The 19,165-nt window shown below is 72.8% G+C and carries 16 protein-coding genes; 12 read left to right on the plus strand and 4 right to left on the minus strand.

Features of this window, described 5'->3' with window-relative positions:
- Window positions 1-18: 18 nt before the first annotated feature.
- Both IW256_RS36670 and arfB read left to right on the plus strand, forming a co-directional pair.
- Window positions 19-996, plus strand: coding sequence for a S1C family serine protease (locus IW256_RS36670; RefSeq protein WP_197015315.1), 978 nt, complete (start codon window positions 19-21; stop codon window positions 994-996).
- A gap of 455 nt (window positions 997-1,451) precedes the next feature.
- Window positions 1,452-1,877, plus strand: coding sequence for an alternative ribosome rescue aminoacyl-tRNA hydrolase ArfB (gene arfB, locus IW256_RS36675; RefSeq protein ID WP_197015316.1), 426 nt, complete (start codon window positions 1,452-1,454; stop codon window positions 1,875-1,877).
- Window positions 1,878-1,962: 85 nt separating this feature from the next.
- On the opposite strand, the gene def is transcribed toward arfB, so the two are convergent.
- Window positions 1,963-2,490, minus strand: a complete 528-nt coding sequence (gene def, locus IW256_RS36680) for a peptide deformylase (RefSeq protein ID WP_197015317.1) — start codon at window positions 2,488-2,490, stop codon at window positions 1,963-1,965.
- 104 nt (window positions 2,491-2,594) lie between these two features.
- Window positions 2,595-3,863 (minus strand): DivIVA domain-containing protein, encoded by a 1,269-nt coding sequence (locus IW256_RS36685; protein WP_197015318.1) that lies wholly within the window; start codon window positions 3,861-3,863, stop codon window positions 2,595-2,597.
- A gap of 424 nt (window positions 3,864-4,287) precedes the next feature.
- On the opposite strand from IW256_RS36685, the gene IW256_RS36690 reads away from it, so the two are divergent.
- From IW256_RS36690 to IW256_RS36700, 3 genes are all read left to right on the plus strand, one after another.
- The gene (locus IW256_RS36690; protein ID WP_197015319.1) at window positions 4,288-4,809 is read left to right on the plus strand and encodes a gamma carbonic anhydrase family protein; all 522 of its coding nucleotides are present in this window, start codon (window positions 4,288-4,290) and stop codon (window positions 4,807-4,809) included.
- 160 nt (window positions 4,810-4,969) lie between these two features.
- On the plus strand, window positions 4,970-9,127 hold the full coding sequence (locus IW256_RS42985) for a P-loop NTPase family protein (protein ID WP_197015320.1): 4,158 nt from the start codon (window positions 4,970-4,972) through the stop codon (window positions 9,125-9,127).
- Between the two features lie 149 nt (window positions 9,128-9,276).
- Window positions 9,277-9,465: a hypothetical protein gene (locus IW256_RS36700; RefSeq protein ID WP_197015321.1), complete on the plus strand. Its 189-nt coding sequence runs from the start codon at window positions 9,277-9,279 to the stop codon at window positions 9,463-9,465.
- A gap of 374 nt (window positions 9,466-9,839) precedes the next feature.
- Here the strand turns inward: IW256_RS36700 and IW256_RS36705 are convergent, their stop codons facing one another.
- Complete coding sequence (locus tag IW256_RS36705; RefSeq protein WP_197015322.1) at window positions 9,840-10,043, minus strand: heavy-metal-associated domain-containing protein; 204 nt, start codon at window positions 10,041-10,043, stop codon at window positions 9,840-9,842.
- Between the two features lie 228 nt (window positions 10,044-10,271).
- Here IW256_RS36705 and IW256_RS36710 point away from each other — a divergent pair, with 228 nt between their 5' ends.
- Both IW256_RS36710 and IW256_RS36715 read left to right on the plus strand, forming a co-directional pair.
- The gene (locus tag IW256_RS36710; RefSeq protein WP_197015323.1) at window positions 10,272-10,889 is read left to right on the plus strand and encodes a DUF47 domain-containing protein; all 618 of its coding nucleotides are present in this window, start codon (window positions 10,272-10,274) and stop codon (window positions 10,887-10,889) included.
- A gap of 254 nt (window positions 10,890-11,143) precedes the next feature.
- Window positions 11,144-12,169, plus strand: a complete 1,026-nt coding sequence (locus IW256_RS36715; RefSeq protein WP_197016757.1) for an inorganic phosphate transporter — start codon at window positions 11,144-11,146, stop codon at window positions 12,167-12,169.
- A gap of 46 nt (window positions 12,170-12,215) precedes the next feature.
- Here IW256_RS36715 and IW256_RS36720 read toward each other — a convergent pair whose 3' ends face one another.
- On the minus strand, window positions 12,216-13,895 hold the full coding sequence (locus IW256_RS36720; RefSeq protein ID WP_197015324.1) for a bifunctional metallophosphatase/5'-nucleotidase: 1,680 nt from the start codon (window positions 13,893-13,895) through the stop codon (window positions 12,216-12,218).
- Window positions 13,896-14,026: 131 nt separating this feature from the next.
- Here IW256_RS36720 and mshD point away from each other — a divergent pair, with 131 nt between their 5' ends.
- The 5 genes from mshD to pstB all read left to right on the plus strand — a co-directional run bounded on the left by mshD (window position 14,027) and on the right by pstB (window position 19,108).
- A complete protein-coding gene (gene mshD / locus IW256_RS36725; protein WP_197015325.1) occupies window positions 14,027-14,887 on the plus strand; it encodes a mycothiol synthase in 861 nt (286 codons plus the stop codon).
- 300 nt (window positions 14,888-15,187) lie between these two features.
- A complete protein-coding gene (pstS, locus tag IW256_RS36730; RefSeq protein WP_197015326.1) occupies window positions 15,188-16,291 on the plus strand; it encodes a phosphate ABC transporter substrate-binding protein PstS in 1,104 nt (367 codons plus the stop codon).
- A gap of 98 nt (window positions 16,292-16,389) precedes the next feature.
- Window positions 16,390-17,370: a phosphate ABC transporter permease subunit PstC gene (pstC, locus tag IW256_RS36735; protein ID WP_307829313.1), complete on the plus strand. Its 981-nt coding sequence runs from the start codon at window positions 16,390-16,392 to the stop codon at window positions 17,368-17,370.
- On the plus strand, window positions 17,367-18,275 hold the full coding sequence (gene pstA / locus IW256_RS36740; protein ID WP_420535434.1) for a phosphate ABC transporter permease PstA: 909 nt from the start codon (window positions 17,367-17,369) through the stop codon (window positions 18,273-18,275). Before pstC ends, pstA begins: the two co-directional genes overlap by 4 nt.
- 56 nt (window positions 18,276-18,331) lie before the next feature.
- Window positions 18,332-19,108 (plus strand): phosphate ABC transporter ATP-binding protein PstB, encoded by a 777-nt coding sequence (pstB, locus tag IW256_RS36745; protein WP_197015327.1) that lies wholly within the window; start codon window positions 18,332-18,334, stop codon window positions 19,106-19,108.
- Window positions 19,109-19,165 lie beyond the last annotated feature (57 nt).

Here is a 19,165-nt window from a genome sequence, read left to right on the forward strand (position 1 = left end):
GAAAGGCAGGGGGATGCCATGAACGCCGAGCAGGGATGGGCCGGTCCGCGAGACCACCGGGGCGACCAGGGACACCAGGACCGGAAGGTCGCTCCGGAGGCGAGCACCGGCATCGGCAACCCGTACATGCCCGGGCCGGTCCCGCAGTACATGCCGCCGGGGACGCGGCCCTGGTGGACGGCGCGCCGCAGGATCGCCGCGGCCGGGGCCGCCGTGGCCCTCGCGCTGGGGGCCGGTGGCGCCGGTGCGGTGGCGGCGATGGAGCTCGCCGGCCCGCGGACCGTGATCGGGAGCCCGACCGCGGTGTCCCGGGTCGCCGGCGGGGGCACGGTCGCCCAGGTGGCGGCGGCGGTGCAGCCGAGCGTGGTGTCGATACGGACCCAGTCGGGCGCCGGCTCCGGTGGCGGCTCCGGCGTGGTCCTGCGCTCGGACGGCGTCATCCTCACCAACGCCCACGTCGTGGAGAACGCGTCGCGGGTCTCGGTGAGGTTCAGTGACGGCCGTACCGCCCAGGCCACCGTGCTCGGCAGCGACACCGGCGGCGACGTCGCCGTGATCAAGGCGTCCGGCGTCTCCGGGCTCAAGCCCGCCGCGCTGGGCGACAGCGACGCGCTGGCGGTCGGCGACACGGTCCTGGCGGTGGGCAGCCCGCTCGGCCTCGACGGGTCGGTGACCTCGGGCATCGTCAGCGCCCTGGGACGGGAGATCCAGGAGGGCGGCGGCGACGGTGGCGACTCCCGCCTGCCGCCGTACCTCCGCGACCAGGTCTCCCAGCGGCAGAGCACGGTCATCGGGAACGCGATCCAGACCGACGCCGCGATCAATCCCGGCAACTCCGGGGGCGCGCTGGTGAACGCGGCCGGCCAGGTCATCGGGATCAACACGGCGATCGCCACCTCCGGCGGCGGCTCCGGCAACATCGGGGTCGGCTTCGCGATCCCGATCAACGACGCGAGGAAGGCGGCCGAGTCGATCATCGCGGCCGGCGCGCGGTGATCACCGCCTGCCCGGCCGGACGGTCTCATCGGCGGCCCGAGGGCTCTGGGGGGGGAGCGGGGGACCGCGCCGGTGAATCGGGCCGCGGCACGCGCGGGGAGCGCGCGCCGCGGCCGAGGGGGAGCGAGGGCCGTGTGATCCCTAGGGGGTGGGGATCACACGGCCCTGGGCTGTGTCTCAAAGTCCCGGCCCACGGCGCTCGCCTGGCGGCTCGCACCTCACCGGGCCTGTGCGAGCGCGACATCGCTTCGCGATCTGCCCGGCGCGGCTCGCCTCCGGCATCGCCCCACCGGGCAGCCAACGCGCTCGCGCGCTGGCTGAGGCCACTTCGAGTCACGCCCTGGCACGTAGGGCGGAGTGGGCGCGGGGAGAGCGTGTGCGGGCTGCGTGCGTGCGGGCAGAACGCCGCGGAAAAGGGCGCGACATGATCCGCCGATGGCGGGGATAATCGGGCCATGCCCGGCAACCTGCGCGTCCGCGGCTCGGTCTCGATCCCCGAGTCCGAGCTGAGCTGGCGTTTCTCTCGTTCCTCCGGGCCGGGCGGCCAGCACGTCAACACCAGCGCGACGGCGGCGGAGCTGTCGTTCGACGTCGCGAACTCGCCGTCCCTGCCCGAACCGTTCAAGCAGCGGGCGCTGGAACGCCTGGCGGGCCGGCTCAGCGGCGGCGTGCTCACGATCCGCGCCGAGGAGTACCGCTCCCAGCTGCGCAACCGCGACGCGGCCCGGGCGCGGCTGGTCGCCCTCCTCGCGGAGGCGACCGCCCCGCCGCCCAAGAAGCGCATCCCCAAGAAGGTGCCGCGCGGCATCAACGAGCGCCGCCTGGAGAACAAGCGCCGCCGCTCCGACGTCAAGCGGCAGCGTTCCGCCCGCTGGGACTGAGACGGGCCGCCCGCGCGGGACGGGCGCACGGCGGACGCCCGCCGGACGAACCAGGGGAACCAGGGGAACCGGCGGACCCGGGGGATCAGCGCCGGGCGGCGCGGAGGGCCCGCATGGCCTCGCGGCGTGCCTCACCGGTGAGGACGTCGATGTAGACCTCCCCGCGCAGGTGGCCGCATTCGTGCTGGAGGCAGCGGGCGAAGTAGCCGGTGCCCTCGACGCGCACGGGCTCGCCCTTGATGTCGACCCCCTCCACCACGGCGCGGGCATGGCGCAGGGTGTTGAAGCCGAGGCCGGGGAGGGAGAGGCAGCCCTCCTGGTCGTCGAGCATCGCGCCGTCGGCGGCGACCAGCCGCGGATTGGCCACATGGCCCACGTGGCGGCGGCCCTTGTCGTCCTTGCAGTCGTAGACGAAGAGCTGGAGCGGGACGCCGATCTGGTTGGCGGCGAGACCGGCGCCGGTGGCCTCGTACATCGAGGCGAACATGTCGTCGACGAGCCGTTCCAGAGAGGCGTCGAAGGTGCGCACCGGATCGCATTCGGTGCGGAGGACCGGATCGCCCAGCATCCTGATCGGCCGTACGGTGCCCCGTCCTCGAACCGCCTCGCTCATATCACGATCATATCGAGGATGCCGGAGAGCACACGCGGTGCCCGGCCGACCGCCGGGCACCGCGCACACGCCGACCAATCCCCGTACCCCACCGTCCAGACGGTTCAGTCAGTGTCGCCGTGCCCCCGGCCGGAGGGCGGGAGCGGGCCGTCGGACGGCCTCTCCGGGTCGCCGCCCACCGCCGGGCCCTTGGCCTGGGACGGCGGCTGCGGCCCGGGCCTGTCGACCAGGGTGGCCTCGGACTCCGGCTTCTTGATCGCCGAGTGGGGCTGGGCGGGCGCCTGACCCGCCGGGGCACCGGGCGCGGGCGCCGGAGCGGGGGCCGGGGCGGGTGCGGGCGCCGGGGCGTGGCCCGCGCCCGGTGTCGGAGCGGACGCCGGACCCGGTGCCGGGGCGGCGTGCTTGGGAGCCGACGGACCCGCCGGGGCGGACGGAGCGGACGGAGCGGACGCGACGGGCGGCTTGGGCGGACCGGAGGGCGCCGCCGGAGAAGGAGACGGAGCCGGGGCCGGTGCCGGGGCGGACGCGGGGGCCTGAGCCTGAGGCGGAGCGCCGTGGTGCTTGGCCGGAGCCGGCGCGGCCGGCTTGGCCGGGGCGGGGGCGGGGGCGGCCTGCTTGGCCGCCGGGACCGGGGCGGGCGGAGCCTGCTTGCGCGGCGCGGGCGGGCCGGTGTGCTGCCTGACCGCGTCCTCGACCATCCTCTCCAGCGGCCCGGCCTCGTTCTCGGCCGTGAGCAGCCGGTGCAGCGTCTCGCTGATCTCGGTGAGCCGCTGCAGCGCCTGGGTGTGGTTCTTGGTGAGCTGGGTGAGCCGCTGGGTGGCGCCCTCGTTGATCACGCTGGACCGGCGCTCGGCGGAGGTGAGGGTGCGCTCGGCCTCCAGCCGGGCGCTGGTCACCGTCTGCTCGGCCTCCTGCGTGGCCGCGGTCAGGACGCTGTCGGACTCCTTCTTGGCCGCGGCGAGCACCTGCTCGGCCTTCTGCTCGGCCTGGGCGAGGTCCTTGTCGGCGTGCGCGCGGGCGTCCTCGATGATCCGCTTGGACTCCTGCTCGGCGTCCTTGCGGATCTGCGCGCCCTTGGACTCGGCCTCGGCCACCTTCTCCTTGGCCTCGTCCTCGGCCAGGTTGATGATCTGCCGGAGCCGGTCGCTCAGATCGTCGCCGGTGGGCTTGCGGGCCTCGCGGACCTCGGCCATCTCGCGGCGGGTGCGCTCGACGTCGTCGAGGGCGCGGGCCAGCCGGGTCTCCAGCTCGCGGATCTGGTTCTGGCTGCGGGCGATGTACTCGTCGACCTGGCGGCGGTTGTAGCCGCGCATGACGATCTCGAAGGTCTCCTCGCGGAGGAGGTTGGGCAGGATTTCTGCTTCGTTGCTCATGGTGCCTTGGGGGGTCGTTGGCGGGGGGTGATCACCCCGTCATGGTCGGAGACGGCACGGACCGGCGATCCTGGCCAACGTGTCACGTCGGGCTCCACATCATCTGAAACGTCAGGGTCGACTCTTGTCCGGTCCACCCCTTTCGCGCAAGCGGAATGCCTCTTCTCGCTGCAGTTTCTTCATCACCGGCACTGCGTCAAGTCACCACATTTTGGGAAATCTCACGTGCCTCGCCGTGTGACGGGCAACCTACCGCGCCGTTCCCGGCGTCCTTTTCCATGAGCCCGTCGCCCGCCGCCGGGACCGGGACCCCGCGACCCCGGGGCCCCGCCGCAGGCGGGACACCGTCTCCTCCGCGCCTGTTCCACGGGACGGGCGACCCGCCGCGTGCCCGGGCGGGCGGCGGGGTCCTACCATCGGCGCCATGAGCTACGTCGGGACGTTGGGCGAGGACGGGCCGCGGATCCACCCGGAGGCGTGGGTGGCCCCCGGCGCCGTGGTCGTCGGCAAGGTGACGCTGGGCCGCGCGGCCAGCGTCTGGTACGGCTCGGTGCTCCGCGGCGACGACGAGGAGATCGTCGTCGGTGACGAGTGCAACATCCAGGACCTGAGCTGCCTGCACGCCGATCCGGGCACGCCCGCGGTGCTGGAGGACCGGGTCAGCCTGGGGCACAAGGCGATGGTGCACGGGGCGCACGTGGAGACCGGCTCCCTGATCGGGATCGGCGCCATCGTCCTGAACGGCGCCCGCATCGGCGCCGGGACCCTGGTCGCCGCGGGCGCCCTGGTGGGGCCGGGCAAGAAGATCCCCTCGGGGGTCCTCGTCGCCGGCGTCCCGGGCAAGATCGTCCGCGAGCTGAACGACGACGACCGGCTCGTGCTCGACTACACGCCGACCACCTACATGGAGAAGGCGCGGCGTCACCGCACCGCCTCCTGGGCCTGACCGGTCCCCGAGCCGGGCGCGCCGCCTTCGGGTCGCGCTCTCCCGCCCGGTCGCCACGGGCATGCCCCTGGCGGTGAATGCCCTGCTCTGACCTGCGGTGATGTGATCCGTCCGTCTCTGCGGGGAGTCCGGTGCGCCCTGGTCTGACTACGATGACCATGTGGTGTGGGGACCGGGCTATGGCAGTGCTCCACCGCCCATGCCCTCGGGCGGGGAGGATCCGTTCTCGGCGGCAGAGCGCGACACGCGGGCGATGGTGGCCGCCGGATGGTGGCCCTCCGCGCCGCCGCAGCAACGCCAGCACGCGGTCGGGGGACGGCTGCTCGTCCTGCCCGACGGCACGTGGTGGGCGTTCGGGGCGTGGGCCCGCTGGTACCGGCTGCACCCCTCCGACGGACAGTGGTACCTGTGCCCGCCACCGCGCACCCCCGGCGTCCGCATGGCGGCCCGTTCGGCGAGCCAGGGCGGCGGGCGGGTGCCTCCGCTGCCGCCCCACGTCGTCCCCGCGGGGCCCGACTTCTCCTATGACCCGCCGCCTCCGCGGCCCTTCGTCGGACGCGGGTTCGACGCCGACCTGAGCCTGCGCGTCCGCGCGACCGTGGACTCGGCGGCGGCGCTGCCCGTCCAGGAGTACCCGCAGTGGTCGGGCCAGTTCACCCCGCGGACGCCGTCCACGGTCGCCGCCTCCTGGGGCGTGATGCTCTGGTGCGGGAGCGCGCCGGTCTTCGACGCGCGGCTGGACGGGCAGATGCTCGACCACTGGAAGCAGTACCGCGCCAAGCCCCTGCCCGATGTGGACGGGCCGCGCTGGCTCACTCCGCCACCGCTGGAGACACTGGTCGCGCTCTACGCCGAACGTCTGCGCGCCGGCCGCGTCGACGCGGCCGTGGTCGTCCTCCGGACCATGTGGGCCGTGGCGAGCGCGCTTCGTGAGGACCACCGTTTCCAGGTCCGTGCCGACGCGCTGCTGGCCATGCTCAGCCCCACCCTCAGCAACCCGACCGTGGATTACGGCGCCCTTCCGTACGGCGACCGGGCCATCGTGCAGCAGTGGCTCACCCGTTGCCCGCCCCAGCTGGTCCCGGCGCTGCGGAACGAGAGCTCCCCCGGCGACAACTTCCGGCACGCCTTCTACGCCCTCTCCGAGGAGGTCGCGCGGCACGCCGGTGACCCGATCGACCCCTCCTACGTGGAGCCGCGGCTGGTGGCGGCGGCCCTGCTCGCCGCCGACCTCGCCGTCGTCCGCAAGGACGTGGCCGCCAACGTCGTCCCGTGGCTGGACCCTGAGATCCGCTACACCGTCCAGGCGGTCCTCGACCAGAACGGCCACCCCCTGCGCCGGGTCTGGCCCGACGACCTGCGCCTGCCCGGGCCGCTGGGATCGGTCTCGGGAGAGGGCGCCGAGACGCTGCTGGCCACGATGTACGAGCTGGACCTGGCCTGGTGCAAGCTGGCCGGGGGCATGCCCGCGCGTCCCCGCGGCTTCCCCGTCCCGAACGCGGTCATGGCCGGTCTCATCGGGGGCGGCCGGGTCCGCGCCACGGCGGGGGCGCCCACGATCACGCCTTCCCCCGTGGGTCATGGGCAGCCGACGCCGCCGCCTCCGTACGGGGCCCGTTCGCAGCCGGGGTTCCCGGCGGGAGCCCGGCCGCCTTCGCAGCCTCCCGTCCAGGCGGACCAGCCCTTCGTCCAGCCCCCGGCGCAGCCGGGCGGGCAGCCCGCGCCGTTCGCCTCGCCCGACCCCGAGATGGGCGGGTTCTCCCCGGCGGACGGCGAACAGGCGGACAGCGCCGCGCCGCCGTACACCGAGCTGGGGTTCCAGCGGCCCGGCGCACTGGCCCAGCCCCCCAGCCAACCCCCCGCCCAGCCCCCCGGCCCGCAGGCGTCCCCTCCAGGGCCGTTCCCCGGTCCGCAGGCTCCCTCACCGGACGCCGGGCAACCGGCGCCCGCCGCGGCCTTCGCCATACCGGGCGCACCGAGCGCACCAGGCCCGGGTGTCCCGGGGGTCCCGGGGGTCCCGGGTGTCCCGGGGGTCCCCGGCGGCATGCCTCCCGTCCCAGAGCAGCCCTACGACCCGCACGAGGAGGAGGCGGCGGAAGAGGACCACGTTCCGCCCTACACCCAGCTGGGCTACCAGCCGTCCGGGCTTCCCCAGGCCCCTCCGGCACCGCTCCATCAGCCCCCAGGGCAACCCCCCACGCCGCCGCCGGGGCAGCAGCCCGCCGTGCACAGGCAGCCGCCGCAGGCGCAGCCGCCCGGCGATTTCCAGTCGACGCGGCTGGACGGCGGCGCGGCCCCGGGGCCCGGTCCGCGGGGGCTACCCGCGGCGTCCGGCTCGCCCGGCCTGCCCGGCTCGGCGGTGCCCCCTGCCCCGCCCGCACCGCAGGCACCGCCCCAGGAACGTCCCCGCACGCGCGTGCTGGGCGCGGAGGACCTCGGCGGGGGCCCGGCGGATCAGAATGCCCCAGCGCCGCCTCCGCCTCCCCCTCCGCCCCCGCCGTCCTCCGGCGGCGCGGTGGGCCCGGGCACGCGGATCATGTCCGAGACCATGGTGGGCGACTTCGACTTCCTGGACGACACCCCGTCGCCCGAGACCCCCGTGCACCAGATCCCGCCGCCCGAGGACACCGCCGAACGGCGGTCCCTCGAACGCTTCGGCATCAGGTTCGTCTCCGGGCCCCAGGACGCGGGGGAGCTGCTGGACGCCCTCCGCGTGCAGGTCGAACGGTGGAAGGCGGGAGGCGGCCCGGCCCTGGACGAGACCCGGGTGGACGGCGGCCCGGCCCGGCTCGACGGCGGCATGACCCGCGTCGACGACGCGCGCGGCCCCACCTCCGGCGTCCCGAACGTGTTGATCGTCGGAAAGCCGCACAGCGGCCAGCGCCGCCTGGCCAGGCTGATCGCCCTGACCCTGGCCGACGCGGGGCTGGGCGACGGCGCCATCCGCGCGCACGACGCCGACGACGTGCGCGACGACCCCGCCGGGGGGCTGCCCTCGCTGCTGCTGCGCGACGGCCCCGCCATCCTCTTCGAGCGGCTCGACGTCGCCGTGACCGGCGCGGGCGACCCGGTGGCCGCCGCCGCCGCGGTCCGGCGGGCGCGCCGCTCGCCGGCGGCCGTGGCGCCGCTGATCGCCACCTGCGAGCCCCGCGCCTACAAGAGGCTGCTGCGGGACCACCCGAAGCTGGTCGAGGTGTTCCTGGTCCACCGGCTGCCCGATTTCAGCGATCTCGACCAGCGGATGACGCTGCTGCACCTGCTGGCCGACGAGCGGCGGGTCACGATCGGCTCGTCCGCGCTGGAGGTGGCCCGGGGCGACCTGGACCGGCTGCGCGGGCCAGGCGACCTGGTCCACGCGCGGCTCGTGGAGACCTACCTCGACCAGGCGTGCCAGCGGCATCTCGAGCGGGCGGGCGGCGCCTCCCGCGACCGCCTGGTGCTCACCCCCGACGACCTGTCCGGCGTCGCCGAGGGCATCGAGCCCGCGCTGCGCCCGCCCGGCGACATCGACGGCTACCTGCGCCAGCTCGACCAGCTCACCGGGCTGCACGACGTCAAGGCCGCGGTACGGGAACTGGCCGAGGAGGCGGCGCTGGAGGCCGACCGCGCCCGGCACGGCGTGGGCGGCTCGGCGTCCCGGCACCTGATCTTCGTGGGGCCCTCCGGGACCGGGAAGACCACCGTGGCCGGGCTGCTGGGCGGTGTCTACGCGGCGCTCGGCCTGCTCGACTCCGGGCATGTGGTGGCCTGCCGCCCGGTGCACCTGGCCGGCCGCGACCGGCTCGACACCGAGGGCCGGGTCGCGAGCATGGTGGAGCAGGCGCTGGGCGGCGTGCTGCTGATCCAGGAGGCCTACCGCCTGGACCGTACGCCCGACGTGGTGGACGAGCTGCTCGGTCGCATGCGCCGGCGCGGGGGCAGGCTCATGGTGGTCTGCTCCAGCCCCGCCGCCGAGATGGAGGGCTTCCTGGCCGGCAACCCGAGGTTCCGCGGCGAGTTCGGCCGGATCCTGGAGTTCGAGGGGATGGGCGACCGCGACCTCGTCCGGCTCTTCCAGGGCTACGCCGAGCGCGACCTCTACATGCTGGACGAGGAGCTGCGGGTGGAGCTGCTGGCGCGGTTCGCCCGGCTGCGCGACGATCCGCGGTTCGCCTTCGCCCGGACGGTGCGGACGCTGTTCGAGCAGACGGTGGCCCGGCAGGCCGCCCGGCTGGCCGGTGCCGACGTCAACGCGGCCACCGTGGCCCGGCTCACCGCACGCGACCTGCCCGAGTCGCCCCTGGAGGAGATGATGGGGGATTTCCGCCAGCGGGGGTGACCACCTGTGGATAGTCCGGATCCGGCGCCGGTGACCGGGAAGACCAGCAATCGGAGTGGCCCGCGAATGGCCCTCTTGGGTCATGTGCCGGCGCGCTACGGGCGCGTAACCTCGGGAGCGGATGCGGGGAACGAACGGAGGTGGACGCGGTGCGCCAGCAGACTTTCGACCTGCGCGTCCATGACCGCGTCGCGCTGGACGAGATCGAACTCTACGCCGAGATGCTCAGTGCGGTGGCGGCGGCCGAGCGGCCGCTGACGCTCGCGGAGATCGACGTGGTGCTCGGGATCGGTTCCGGCGAGGCCGGTCGGCGCGAGCTGACGCCACAGGACCAGTAGTTCCGCGGCGAGCCGGGGACGCCCCTGACGGCGCCCCGGCTCCTCTTCACCGGCTCGCCCGGGCTCCTCTTCACCGGCTCGCGCTGGTTCCGTTCGGCGGTTCCCGCAGGATCCCGCCGGTTCCGTTCGGCGGTTCCCGTCCGGCGTTCCTCCCTCGTCACGGCCGCCGGCACCTCCGGCGGTCTTCAGTGACCTCGTCGGCCCCCGGCGCCCGCGGGCCGACCTCCGGCCCTTCGGGAGCCCCTTCATGGCCTCTCCAGGGCTTCTCCGGGCTTTGCAGGCCCTACCGGCGAGCTTGCCGGCCACCTGCGAGCCGGTCCGGCGCAGGTCCGGCCCCCCCGGCGCCGAGCGGGCGCCGTGCCGGCCCGGCCGGATCAGCTCGCGATGTCGTAGCCGGCCTCGTCGATGGCCGCGCGCAGGGCCGCGTCGTCCAGCGCGTTGCCTCGCACGGTCACCCGCTTGGCCGAGACGTCCACGTTCACCTCGGCGACCCCGGCCACCCGGCCCACCTCGGCGCTGATGGCGTTCACGCAGTGCCCGCAGCTGATGGCCGGGACGCTGTAATGAATCTCACTCATGGGGGATCGTCACTTTCCGTCGTCGATCGGTCGCACCTCGCTCCGGCAGAGCGTACGGCTTTCCCGTGGGCACAGCGGCCAGTGCCGTGTGTGTGCATCGAGGGGCCTAGGGCACCCTTGTACGTGAGAGGACGGCGGCCAGCAGCCGAAGTTGGGGCAAAGGTTCTTTTTACGCCAGGTTGCGCCTACGATCCTCTGCGGACCGTTCCGGCACTTCAGGAGTACGACGTGCGCTTGCGTCTCACGCCGCGTGAGGACAGCTTCTACGACATGTTCGCCGACTCGGCGAACAACCTGGTCACCGGCGCCAGGCTGCTCGTGGAGCTCATCAGCGACGGCGCCGACCGGGAAGCGATCGCGGAGAAGATGCGCGCCTGCGAACATGCGGGCGACGAGTGCACCCACGCGATCATGCGCCGGCTGAACGAAACGTTCATCACCCCGTTCGACCGGGAGGACATCTACCGGCTGGCCTCGGCGATCGACGACGTGATGGACGAGATGGAGGAAGCGGCCGACCTCGTCGTCCTCTACAAGATCGAGGAGTTCCCCAAGGACATCGTGCACATGGTGGAGGTGCTCGAGCGGGCCGCCGAGCTGACCGCCGAGGCGATGCCCCGCCTGCGCTCCATGAAGGAGCTCAACGAGTACTGGATCGAGATCAACCGCCTGGAGAACCAGGGCGACCAGGCGTACCGCAAGCTGCTGGCCAAGCTGTTCGGCGGCGAGTACGACGCGCTGACGGTGATGAAGCTCAAGGAGGTCATCGACCGTCTCGAGGAGGCCGCCGACGCCTTCGAGAGCGTGGCCAACACGGTCGAGACCATCGCGGTCAAGGAATCATGAGCTCCTCCGGCGAGGTGAGCACGTCCGGGAAGGCCCCCGCGAAACCGGAGAACGGCCGTCCCGCGTCCGGTGAGGCCAGGGCCGCCGGCGCGGGGGCCGGCGCTCCGCCGGGGGGCGGAGGCTCGGGCGGTACGCCGGGCACCGCGACCCTGGTGGGTGATCGCCCGCCGGGCGCCGAGCCGACACTGGCCGAGCAGGCCAGGCGGGGGCCGAACAAGTTCTGGCCGGTGCTGCTGCTCGGCGTGCTGCTGACCATGCTGGCCGGCGCGGCCGGGCTGCGGTCGGACGCGCAGACGGCCGTCCTGGTCCTGGTCGTGGTCGTGGCGCTGGTGTTCGACTACACCAACGGCTTCCACGACGCGGCCAACGCGATCGCCACCTCGGTGTCCACCCGGGCGCTGACACCGCGCGCGGCGCTGCTGATGGCCGCCGTGATGAACATGATCGGCGCCCTGCTGGGCGTCGAGGTCGCCAAGACGGTCAGCGAGGTCATCACCCCGCCCTCCGGGCTGCACGGCCTCACCGTGGTCGCGGCCGGCGTGCTGGGGGCGATCACCTGGAACCTCATCACCTGGTACTTCGGCCTGCCGTCGTCGTCCTCGCACGCGCTGATCGGCGGCGTGGTGGGCGCCGGGCTCGCCTCGGCGTCCTCGGTCAGCTGGGAGAAGGTGGTCGACAAGGTCGCCATCCCGATGGTGGTGTCCCCGGTCGTCGGGTTCTTCCTGGCCTACCTGGTGATGGTGGCGATCCTGTGGATGTTCCGCCGGGCCCACCCGAGCCGGATCGGCCGCCGGTTCCGCATCGCGCAGTCGCTGTCGGCGGCCTCCATGGCGCTCGGCCACGGCCTGCAGGACGCCCAGAAGACCATGGGCATCATCGTGCTGGCGCTGGTCACCACCGGGCATTCGGACGGTAACACGGTGCCGCTGTGGGTGATCATCTCCTGTGCGGGAGCGCTGTCGCTGGGCACCTACGCGGGCGGGTGGCGGATCATGCGGACGCTGGGCCGCCGGGTGATCGAACTCGACCCGCCCAAGGGCTTCGCCGCCGAAGCGACGGCCTCGGTGATCCTGTACGTGGCCGCGTACGCGTGGCACGCTCCAATCTCCACCACCCACACCATCACGTCGTCGATCATGGGCGTGGGGGCCACCAAGCGGCTGTCCGCGGTGCGCTGGGGCGTGGCGGGCAACATCGTCATGGCCTGGGTCCTGACGATGCCGATGGCCGCCGGGGTGGCCGCGATCGTCTACTGGCTGGTCCACCTGTTCGGAGCCTGACCGGAGTGCCGGCCGGCGCGCACCGCGCCGGCCGGCCACCCGGCGGTCACCCGCCGGAGATGCGGTCCAGCGCGGGCGGCGCCACCGGGGAGGCGGTGCCGAGGTAGGCCACGAAGGCGTCCAGGTCGACCGGGCCGAGGACCGGGTTCTTGTCATCGGTGAACACCGAGAACCCGTCGCCCCCGCCGAGCAGGAAGTTGTTGGCGGCCACCTTGTACGTGGCGGCCGGGTCGACCGGCGCGCCGTCGACCGTGATGTTCGAGACGCGGTCGCCGACCGGCCGGGACCGGTCGATGGTGAAGCGGAGCGTGGCCGAGGGCTGCAGGATCTTCTCGCCCGCGGCCGTCCACTGCTGCTCCAGCAGCGCGTCGAGCCGGGCGCCGGTCAGCGAGGCCACGCCCATCACGTTGCTGAACGGCTGGACGGCGAACGCCTCGCCGTAGGTCACCACGCCGTCGCCCTCCGAGCCGGACGCCTTGTGGACCAGGTCGGCCCGGACGCCGCCGGGGTTCATCACCGCGATCTGCGCCCCGTGCTCCTTCATCGAGGCCAGCTGCGCGTCGGCGATGACGTCGCCGAGGGCGGTCTCGCCGGCCGCCGTGGGCGTCCGGGTCAGGTCGGCGGTGATGCGGCCGACCGGCTTGTTCGCGACCTCCGAGACCCGGTCCTTCCAGGTCTTGACGAACGCGTCGGTCGCCGGGTCCGCGGGCACGTCCCGCGTGACCACGTGGTTGTCGCCCTTCATGGACGAGCGGACGACGTCGCCCGACCGGCGGTCCACCCTGAAGTCGATCTGGGTGATGACCCGCCCGAACGACGACCCGGACGAGTACAGCCGCGGGCGCCCCTTCGGATCGGGCACCGAGCACACGTACTGCTGGTGGGTGTGCCCGGCCAGCACCATGTCGATCTCGGGGTCGGCGTCGCGGGCGATCCGCGTCCCGGCTCCGGGGACCACGCCGCAGGCGTCCGGCCGCTGCCCGGACGGGACCTGGTCGCCCTCGTGCACGAGCAGGACCATGGACCGTACGCCGCGCCGCTTGAGCTCGCGGGCGGCGCGGTTCGCCGCGTCCACCTCGTCCTGGAACTCCAGCCCCTTGATCCCGTCGGCGCTGACGATGGTCGGGGTGGTCTTGGTGACGACGCCGATGAACCCGACCTGGACGCCGTTGATCCGCCGGACGGTCCAGGGCTTGACGACGTGCCGCCCGGTCTCCTCCTTGACCACGTTGGCGCCGAGGTAGTCGAACGCGGCGCCCTTCCACGCGCCCGCCGGGGAGCACCCGTCGACGGGGTGGCAGCCGCCGTTCTGGATCCGCTGGAGCTCCCGGTAGCCCTCGTCGAACTCGTGGTTGCCCACGGCGGAGGCGGTGACGCCGACCTTGCCGAGGAACTCCACCGAGGGCTCGTCGTGGTACGCGGCGGAGATCAGCGGGGTGGCGCCGATCATGTCGCCCTGCGCCACGGTGAGGGTGTCGCGGTTGCGCAGGCGCTGGAGGTGGGTCGCCACGTAGGCGGCGCCGCCCGCCGGGACGGGGGCGCCGGTCTCGTCGACGGCGGTGCCGGAGCTGCCGGACGGCGGCTCCAGGTTGCCGTGGAAGTCGTTCAGGGACAGGAGGCGGACGGATGCGGTGGGCGCGGGACGAGCGGCGGCCGGTTGCGCGGCCACCGCCATGACGGCGGCCACCGCGACGCCGCACGCCATGGTCAAGCGTCGTCGAGTCATCCTGGAAACGTAAGTGGGCTGCGCGTACGCTTCCCTGCGACTCCATGACGTTTCTGTGACGGTTCCGTCAGGGGCGGGCGACCGCGGGGTGACCGTGCGGGACGGCCGCGGCGGGAGCATAGGCTGCGATCATGAGTGAGGCACGGCTGGCCGAGTCCGAGATCGCCGAAGTCGTCGCGCTGGTGGAGGCCGCCACCGCGGCCGACGGGGTGGTGCCGCTCTCGGAGCACGCGCTGCTGCGGCTGCGCGGCGGCGGGCACGGCCTGACGATCGACGCCGGCGGGATCGTGGCGTACGGCCACCTGGACCCCGCCGCCGATGGCGAGAGCGCCTCCGCCGAGCTGGTCGTCCACCCCGGGCACCGGCGCCGCGGCCATGGCCGTGCCCTCCTGCGCGCCCTCAGGGACGAGGCCGGCGGCCCCCTGCGCGTGTGGGCGCACGGCGACCTGCCCGCCGCCGCCGCGCTGGCCGGTTCCGAGGGGCTGCGCCGGGTCCGGGCCCTGTTCCAGATGCACCGCCCGGCCGCCGGCCCCCTCCCCGAGCCCGCCGTCGCCGAAGGCGTGCGCCTGCGCGCGTTCGTCCCGGGGCAGGACGAGGAGGCATGGCTGGAGGTCAACCGCCGCGCCTTCGCCGACCATCCCGAGCAGGGCTCCTGGACGATCGAGGACGTCCGGCTGCGGGAGGGCGAGTCCTGGTTCGACCCCGCGGGCTTCTTCCTGGCCGAGCGCGGCGGCCGGCTGCTCGGCTTCCACTGGACGAAGATCCACCCGGACGGCGCGGGCGAGGTCTACGTCGTCGGCGTCGACCCGGACGCGCAGGGCCTCGGGCTGGGCCGCGCCCTGACCCTGGCGGGCCTGCACCATCTCCGCGAGCGCGGCGTCCCGCGGATCATGCTGTACGTGGACGAGTCGAACGTCTCCGCGGTGCGGCTGTACGAGTCGCTGGGCTTCACCCGGTACGCGGTGGACGTCATGTACGGCACGGAGTCCTGAGCGGGCACCGGCTCCCGGGGCGGGCACCGGCTCCCGGAGCGGGCCAGGTCACTGCCCTGAACACCCAGGTATGCCCCGCTTTCTGGGTGTAGGTGACCTGCGCGTTAACCCGATGTCCACGGCCCGTCAGGGCATTTTTCGCGGCTCCGGCAGGTCACGTTCATCCCGCGTTCACCTGGATCAGGGTGGCTGGTCACCTCGTCTCCTTAGCGTCACTTGCGACGGTGACCCCTCAACCTGGACAAACTACTCCAGCCCCCGGTCGGGACACCGCTTACCGAACTAAGAGGAGACCTACCGGTGAAGAACGGTTCTCGGCTTGCCGCCCTCGGTGGTGTGGTCGTGGCGGGCGCGCTCGCGCTCAGCGCCTGCGGCAGCGACAACAACAACGGCGCGAGCACCGCGAACGTCCCCGCCGGGGACATCGACTGCGCCAAGGCCACGGTGAACGCCGCCGGCTCCAGCGCGCAGAAGAACGCCATCGAGGAGTGGACCAAGGTCTACGCGCAGAAGTGCGCGGGCGCCAACCTGAACTACAACCCGAGCGGTTCGGGGGCGGGCATCCAGGCGTTCACCCAGGGACAGGTGGCCTTCGCCGGCTCCGACTCGGCCTTGAAGCCCGAGGAGGTGACCGCCGCCAAGCAGCGCTGCCAGGGCGGGAACGCGCTCAACCTGCCGATGGTGGTCGGCCCGGTCGCGGTGATCTACAACCTGCAGGGCGTGGACGGGCTGCAGCTGTCCCCGGAGACCCTCGCGGGGATCTTCTCCGGCAAGATCAAGAACTGGAACGATCCCGCGATCGCCAAGGAGAACTCGGGCGCCAAGCTTCCCGGTGACGCGATCAAGCCGGTCTACCGCGCCGACGAGTCCGGCACGACCGACAACTTCACCAAGTACCTGAAGACCACCGCGCCGGACGCGTGGCAGTGGGAGCCCGCCAAGAAGTGGCCCGCCCCGGCCGGCCAGGGCGCCAACAAGTCCGACGGCGTCACCGCCCAGGTGAAGAACACCGCGGGCACGATCTCCTACGTCGAGATGTCGTACGCGGAGACCAACAAGCTGCAGACCGCCAAGGTCAAGAACGGCGCCGGCGAGTACACCGAGCTGACCGCCGACAGCGCCTCCAAGGCCGTCGCGGGCGCCCAGGTGGTCGGCACCGGCAACGACGTCGCGCTGAAGATCGACTACGCCACCAAGGAGACGGGCGCCTACCCGATCGTCCTGGTGACCTACGAGATCGCCTGCGAGAAGGGCCTGCCGACCGAGCAGGCGCAGTTCGTCAAGTCCTTCCTCACCTACACCTCCAGCGCTGACGGTCAGAAGATCCTCACCAACCTGGGCTACGCGCCGCTGCCCGCCAGCGTGCTGACCAAGGTCCAGGCCTCCGTGAAGGCCCTGTCCTGACCCCTCCCGATCCCGACCACGGCAGCCCCGCCACCGAGGACCTCGGTGGCGGGGCCGCCGTGGGTTCCACGGCCGAAGCCACCCGAGGAGGCCCTCCCGTGACCAGCGAGACCGGCGTAGAGACGGGCGCCGGAGCCAGACATCGCGCCACCGGACGGCGCATGAGCACCGGGCGCGCCGGTGACAAGATCTTCGTCTCCGCCGCACGCGGCTCGGGCATCGTCGTGCTCGCCATCATGGCGGCGATCGCGGTGTTCCTGATCTGGAAGGCCATCCCGCCGCTGCGCGCCAACGAGGCGAACTTCCTCACCTCCGAGGCGTGGAACCCCAACGCCACACCGCCGCGGTTCGGGATCGCCCAGCTGGCCTACGGGACGGTGATCTCCTCGCTGCTGGCGATGCTGATCGCGACCCCGGTGGCGATCGGGATCGCGCTGTTCATCTCGTTCTACTCGCCGCGCAGGCTGGCGGCCGGGCTGGGCTACCTGGTGGACCTGCTGGCCGCCGTCCCCAGCATCGTGTACGGGCTGTGGGGCCTGATCTTCCTGTCCCGGCACATGGAGGGGATCAGCGCGTTCCTCAACTCCACGCTCGGCTGGATCCCGCTGTTCGGCGGCGACAGCCCCGGCAAGAACTCGATCTTCACCGCCTCCGTGGTGCTGGCGATCATGATCCTGCCGATCATCTCCTCGATCTCCCGGGAGGTCTTCCTCCAGGTGCCGCGGGCGCACATCGAGGCGTCGCTGGCGCTGGGCGCCACCCGCTGGGAGATGATCCGGATGTCGGTGCTGCCCTACGGCCGCTCCGGCATGATCGGCGCCTCGATGCTCGGCCTGGGCCGGGCGATGGGCGAGACGATCGCGGTGGCGATGGTGCTGACCTTCGTCCCCGGCATCAACCTCCGCATCCTCGAGGACGGCGGCACCACGTTCGCCTCCAACATCGCCAACAGCTTCGCCGAGGCCACCCGTACCGGGCAGGGCGCGCTCATCGCCTCCGGCCTCGTCCTGTTCGTGATCACCCTGGTCGTCAACATGGCCGCGCGCGCCGTCGTCGCGCGCCGCAAGGAGTTCGTGTGAGCGCCGTGTCCAGCCCCACCAAGGGGGCCCAGAGCTCGCTGACCTCGGTCTCCACCGGCCGCAAGGTCAAGGACCGCGTGGTCCAGGTCCTGGTGTACGGGGCGTTCGCGCTGGCCGTCATCCCGCTGCTGTCGGTGCTGTGGACGGTGATCAGCAACGGCGTGGCCCGGCTGGACGCCGACTTCTTCTCGTTCTCGATGAACGGCCTGAGCGGCCGGGACGCGGGGGGCGGCGCCTACCACGCGATCGTCGGCACCCTGGAACAGGTCCTGATCACCAGCCTGATCGCCGTGCCGATCGCCGTGATGACCGCCATCTACCTGGTGGAGTACGGCGGGGACGGCCGGCTGGCCCGCACGATCAGCTTCTTCGTGGACGTCATGACCGGGATCCCGTCCATCGTGGCCGGCCTGTTCGTCCTGGCGCTGTGGCTGCTGACCTTCGGGTTCGCGTTCTCCGGCTTCGCCGGGGCACTGGCGCTGACCATCCTGATGATCCCGACGGTGGTGCGGGCCACCGAGGAGATGCTCAAGCTGGTCCCCAACGACCTGCGGGAGGCGTCGTACGCGCTGGGCGTGCCGCGCTGGCGGACCGTCCTGTTCGTGGTGCTGCCCACCGCGCTGACCGGCATCGTCACCGGCGTCATGCTGGCCGTCGCCCGGGTCATGGGGGAGACCGCGCCGCTGCTGCTGACCATCTTCTTCACCAAGGCGATCAACACCAACCCGTTCGAGGGGCCGCAGGGCTCGCTGCCCACGTTCATCTGGGAGCAGGCCGCCGACCCCAACCAGAACTCCATCGACCGGGCCTGGACCGGCGCCCTGGTGCTGATCATGATCATCATGCTGCTGAACCTGGGCGCCCGGCTGATCGCCCGGCTCTACCGCCCGGCCGGCGACCGCTGACCGGCCCCGACCTCGCGCACCTCCCCGCGATCGACCCGACAAGGAGCACTCACCCCATGGCCAAGCGGATCGAAGTATCCGGGCTGCACGCCTACTACGGCGGCGTCCACGCCATCGAGGACATCTCGATGACGATCGAGCCGCGCTCGGTGACCGCGTTCATCGGGCCTTCGGGCTGCGGCAAGTCCACGTTCCTGCGCACGCTCAACCGGATGCACGAGGTGATCCCGGGCGCCCGGGTCGAGGGCAAGGTCATGCTGGACGACGAGGACCTCTACGGCCCCTCGGTCGACCCGGTGGCGGTGCGCCGGGTCGTGGGCATGGTCTTCCAGCGGCCCAACCCGTTCCCCACCATGTCGATCTACGACAACGTGGCGGCGGGCCTGAAGCTGAACGGGGTGCGCAAGAAGGCGCGGCTCGACGAGATCGTCGAGGAGTCGCTGAAGGGCGCCAACCTGTGGAACGAGGTCAAGGACCGGCTCGGCAAGCCGGGCGCGGGCCTGTCCGGCGGCCAGCAGCAGCGGCTGTGCATCGCGCGGGCGATCGCCGTCCAGCCGCAGGTGCTGCTGATGGACGAGCCGTGCTCGGCGCTGGACCCGATCTCCACGCTGGCGATCGAGGACCTGATCGCCAAGTTGAAGAGCACCTACACGATCGTCATCGTGACGCACAACATGCAGCAGGCGGCCCGGGTCAGCGACCGGACGGCGTTCTTCAACATCGCCGGGACGGGCCGGCCGGGCAAGCTCATCGAGATCGACGACACCAGCACCATCTTCACCAACCCGGAGATGAAGGCGACCGAGGACTACATCACCGGCCGCTTCGGCTGAGCGCGGGGAGGCGTGCGGGTCCCGCCGCCGGTCGTGCGCGCGGCACGGCGGCGGGCT

The organism is Actinomadura viridis (assembly GCF_015751755.1).
Classification (GTDB): domain Bacteria; phylum Actinomycetota; class Actinomycetes; order Streptosporangiales; family Streptosporangiaceae; genus Spirillospora; species Spirillospora viridis.

Bases quoted from the DNA above. Each gene is read 5' to 3' on its own strand.
- mshD (WP_197015325.1), top strand. From the start codon at position 14,027: ATGAGTGAGGCACGGCTGGCCGAGTCCGAGATCGCCGAAGTCGTCGCG.
- IW256_RS36690 (WP_197015319.1), top strand. From the start codon at position 4,288: ATGAGCTACGTCGGGACGTTGGGCGAGGACGGGCCGCGGATCCACCCG.
- IW256_RS36670 (WP_197015315.1), top strand. From the start codon at position 19: ATGAACGCCGAGCAGGGATGGGCCGGTCCGCGAGACCACCGGGGCGAC.
- IW256_RS36720 (WP_197015324.1), bottom strand. From the start codon at position 13,895: ATGACTCGACGACGCTTGACCATGGCGTGCGGCGTCGCGGTGGCCGCC.
- def (WP_197015317.1), bottom strand. From the start codon at position 2,490: ATGAGCGAGGCGGTTCGAGGACGGGGCACCGTACGGCCGATCAGGATG.
- IW256_RS36715 (WP_197016757.1), top strand. From the start codon at position 11,144: ATGCTGGCCGGCGCGGCCGGGCTGCGGTCGGACGCGCAGACGGCCGTC.
- pstB (WP_197015327.1), top strand. From the start codon at position 18,332: ATGGCCAAGCGGATCGAAGTATCCGGGCTGCACGCCTACTACGGCGGC.
- IW256_RS36685 (WP_197015318.1), bottom strand. From the start codon at position 3,863: ATGAGCAACGAAGCAGAAATCCTGCCCAACCTCCTCCGCGAGGAGACC.
- arfB (WP_197015316.1), top strand. From the start codon at position 1,452: ATGCCCGGCAACCTGCGCGTCCGCGGCTCGGTCTCGATCCCCGAGTCC.
- IW256_RS36705 (WP_197015322.1), bottom strand. From the start codon at position 10,043: ATGAGTGAGATTCATTACAGCGTCCCGGCCATCAGCTGCGGGCACTGC.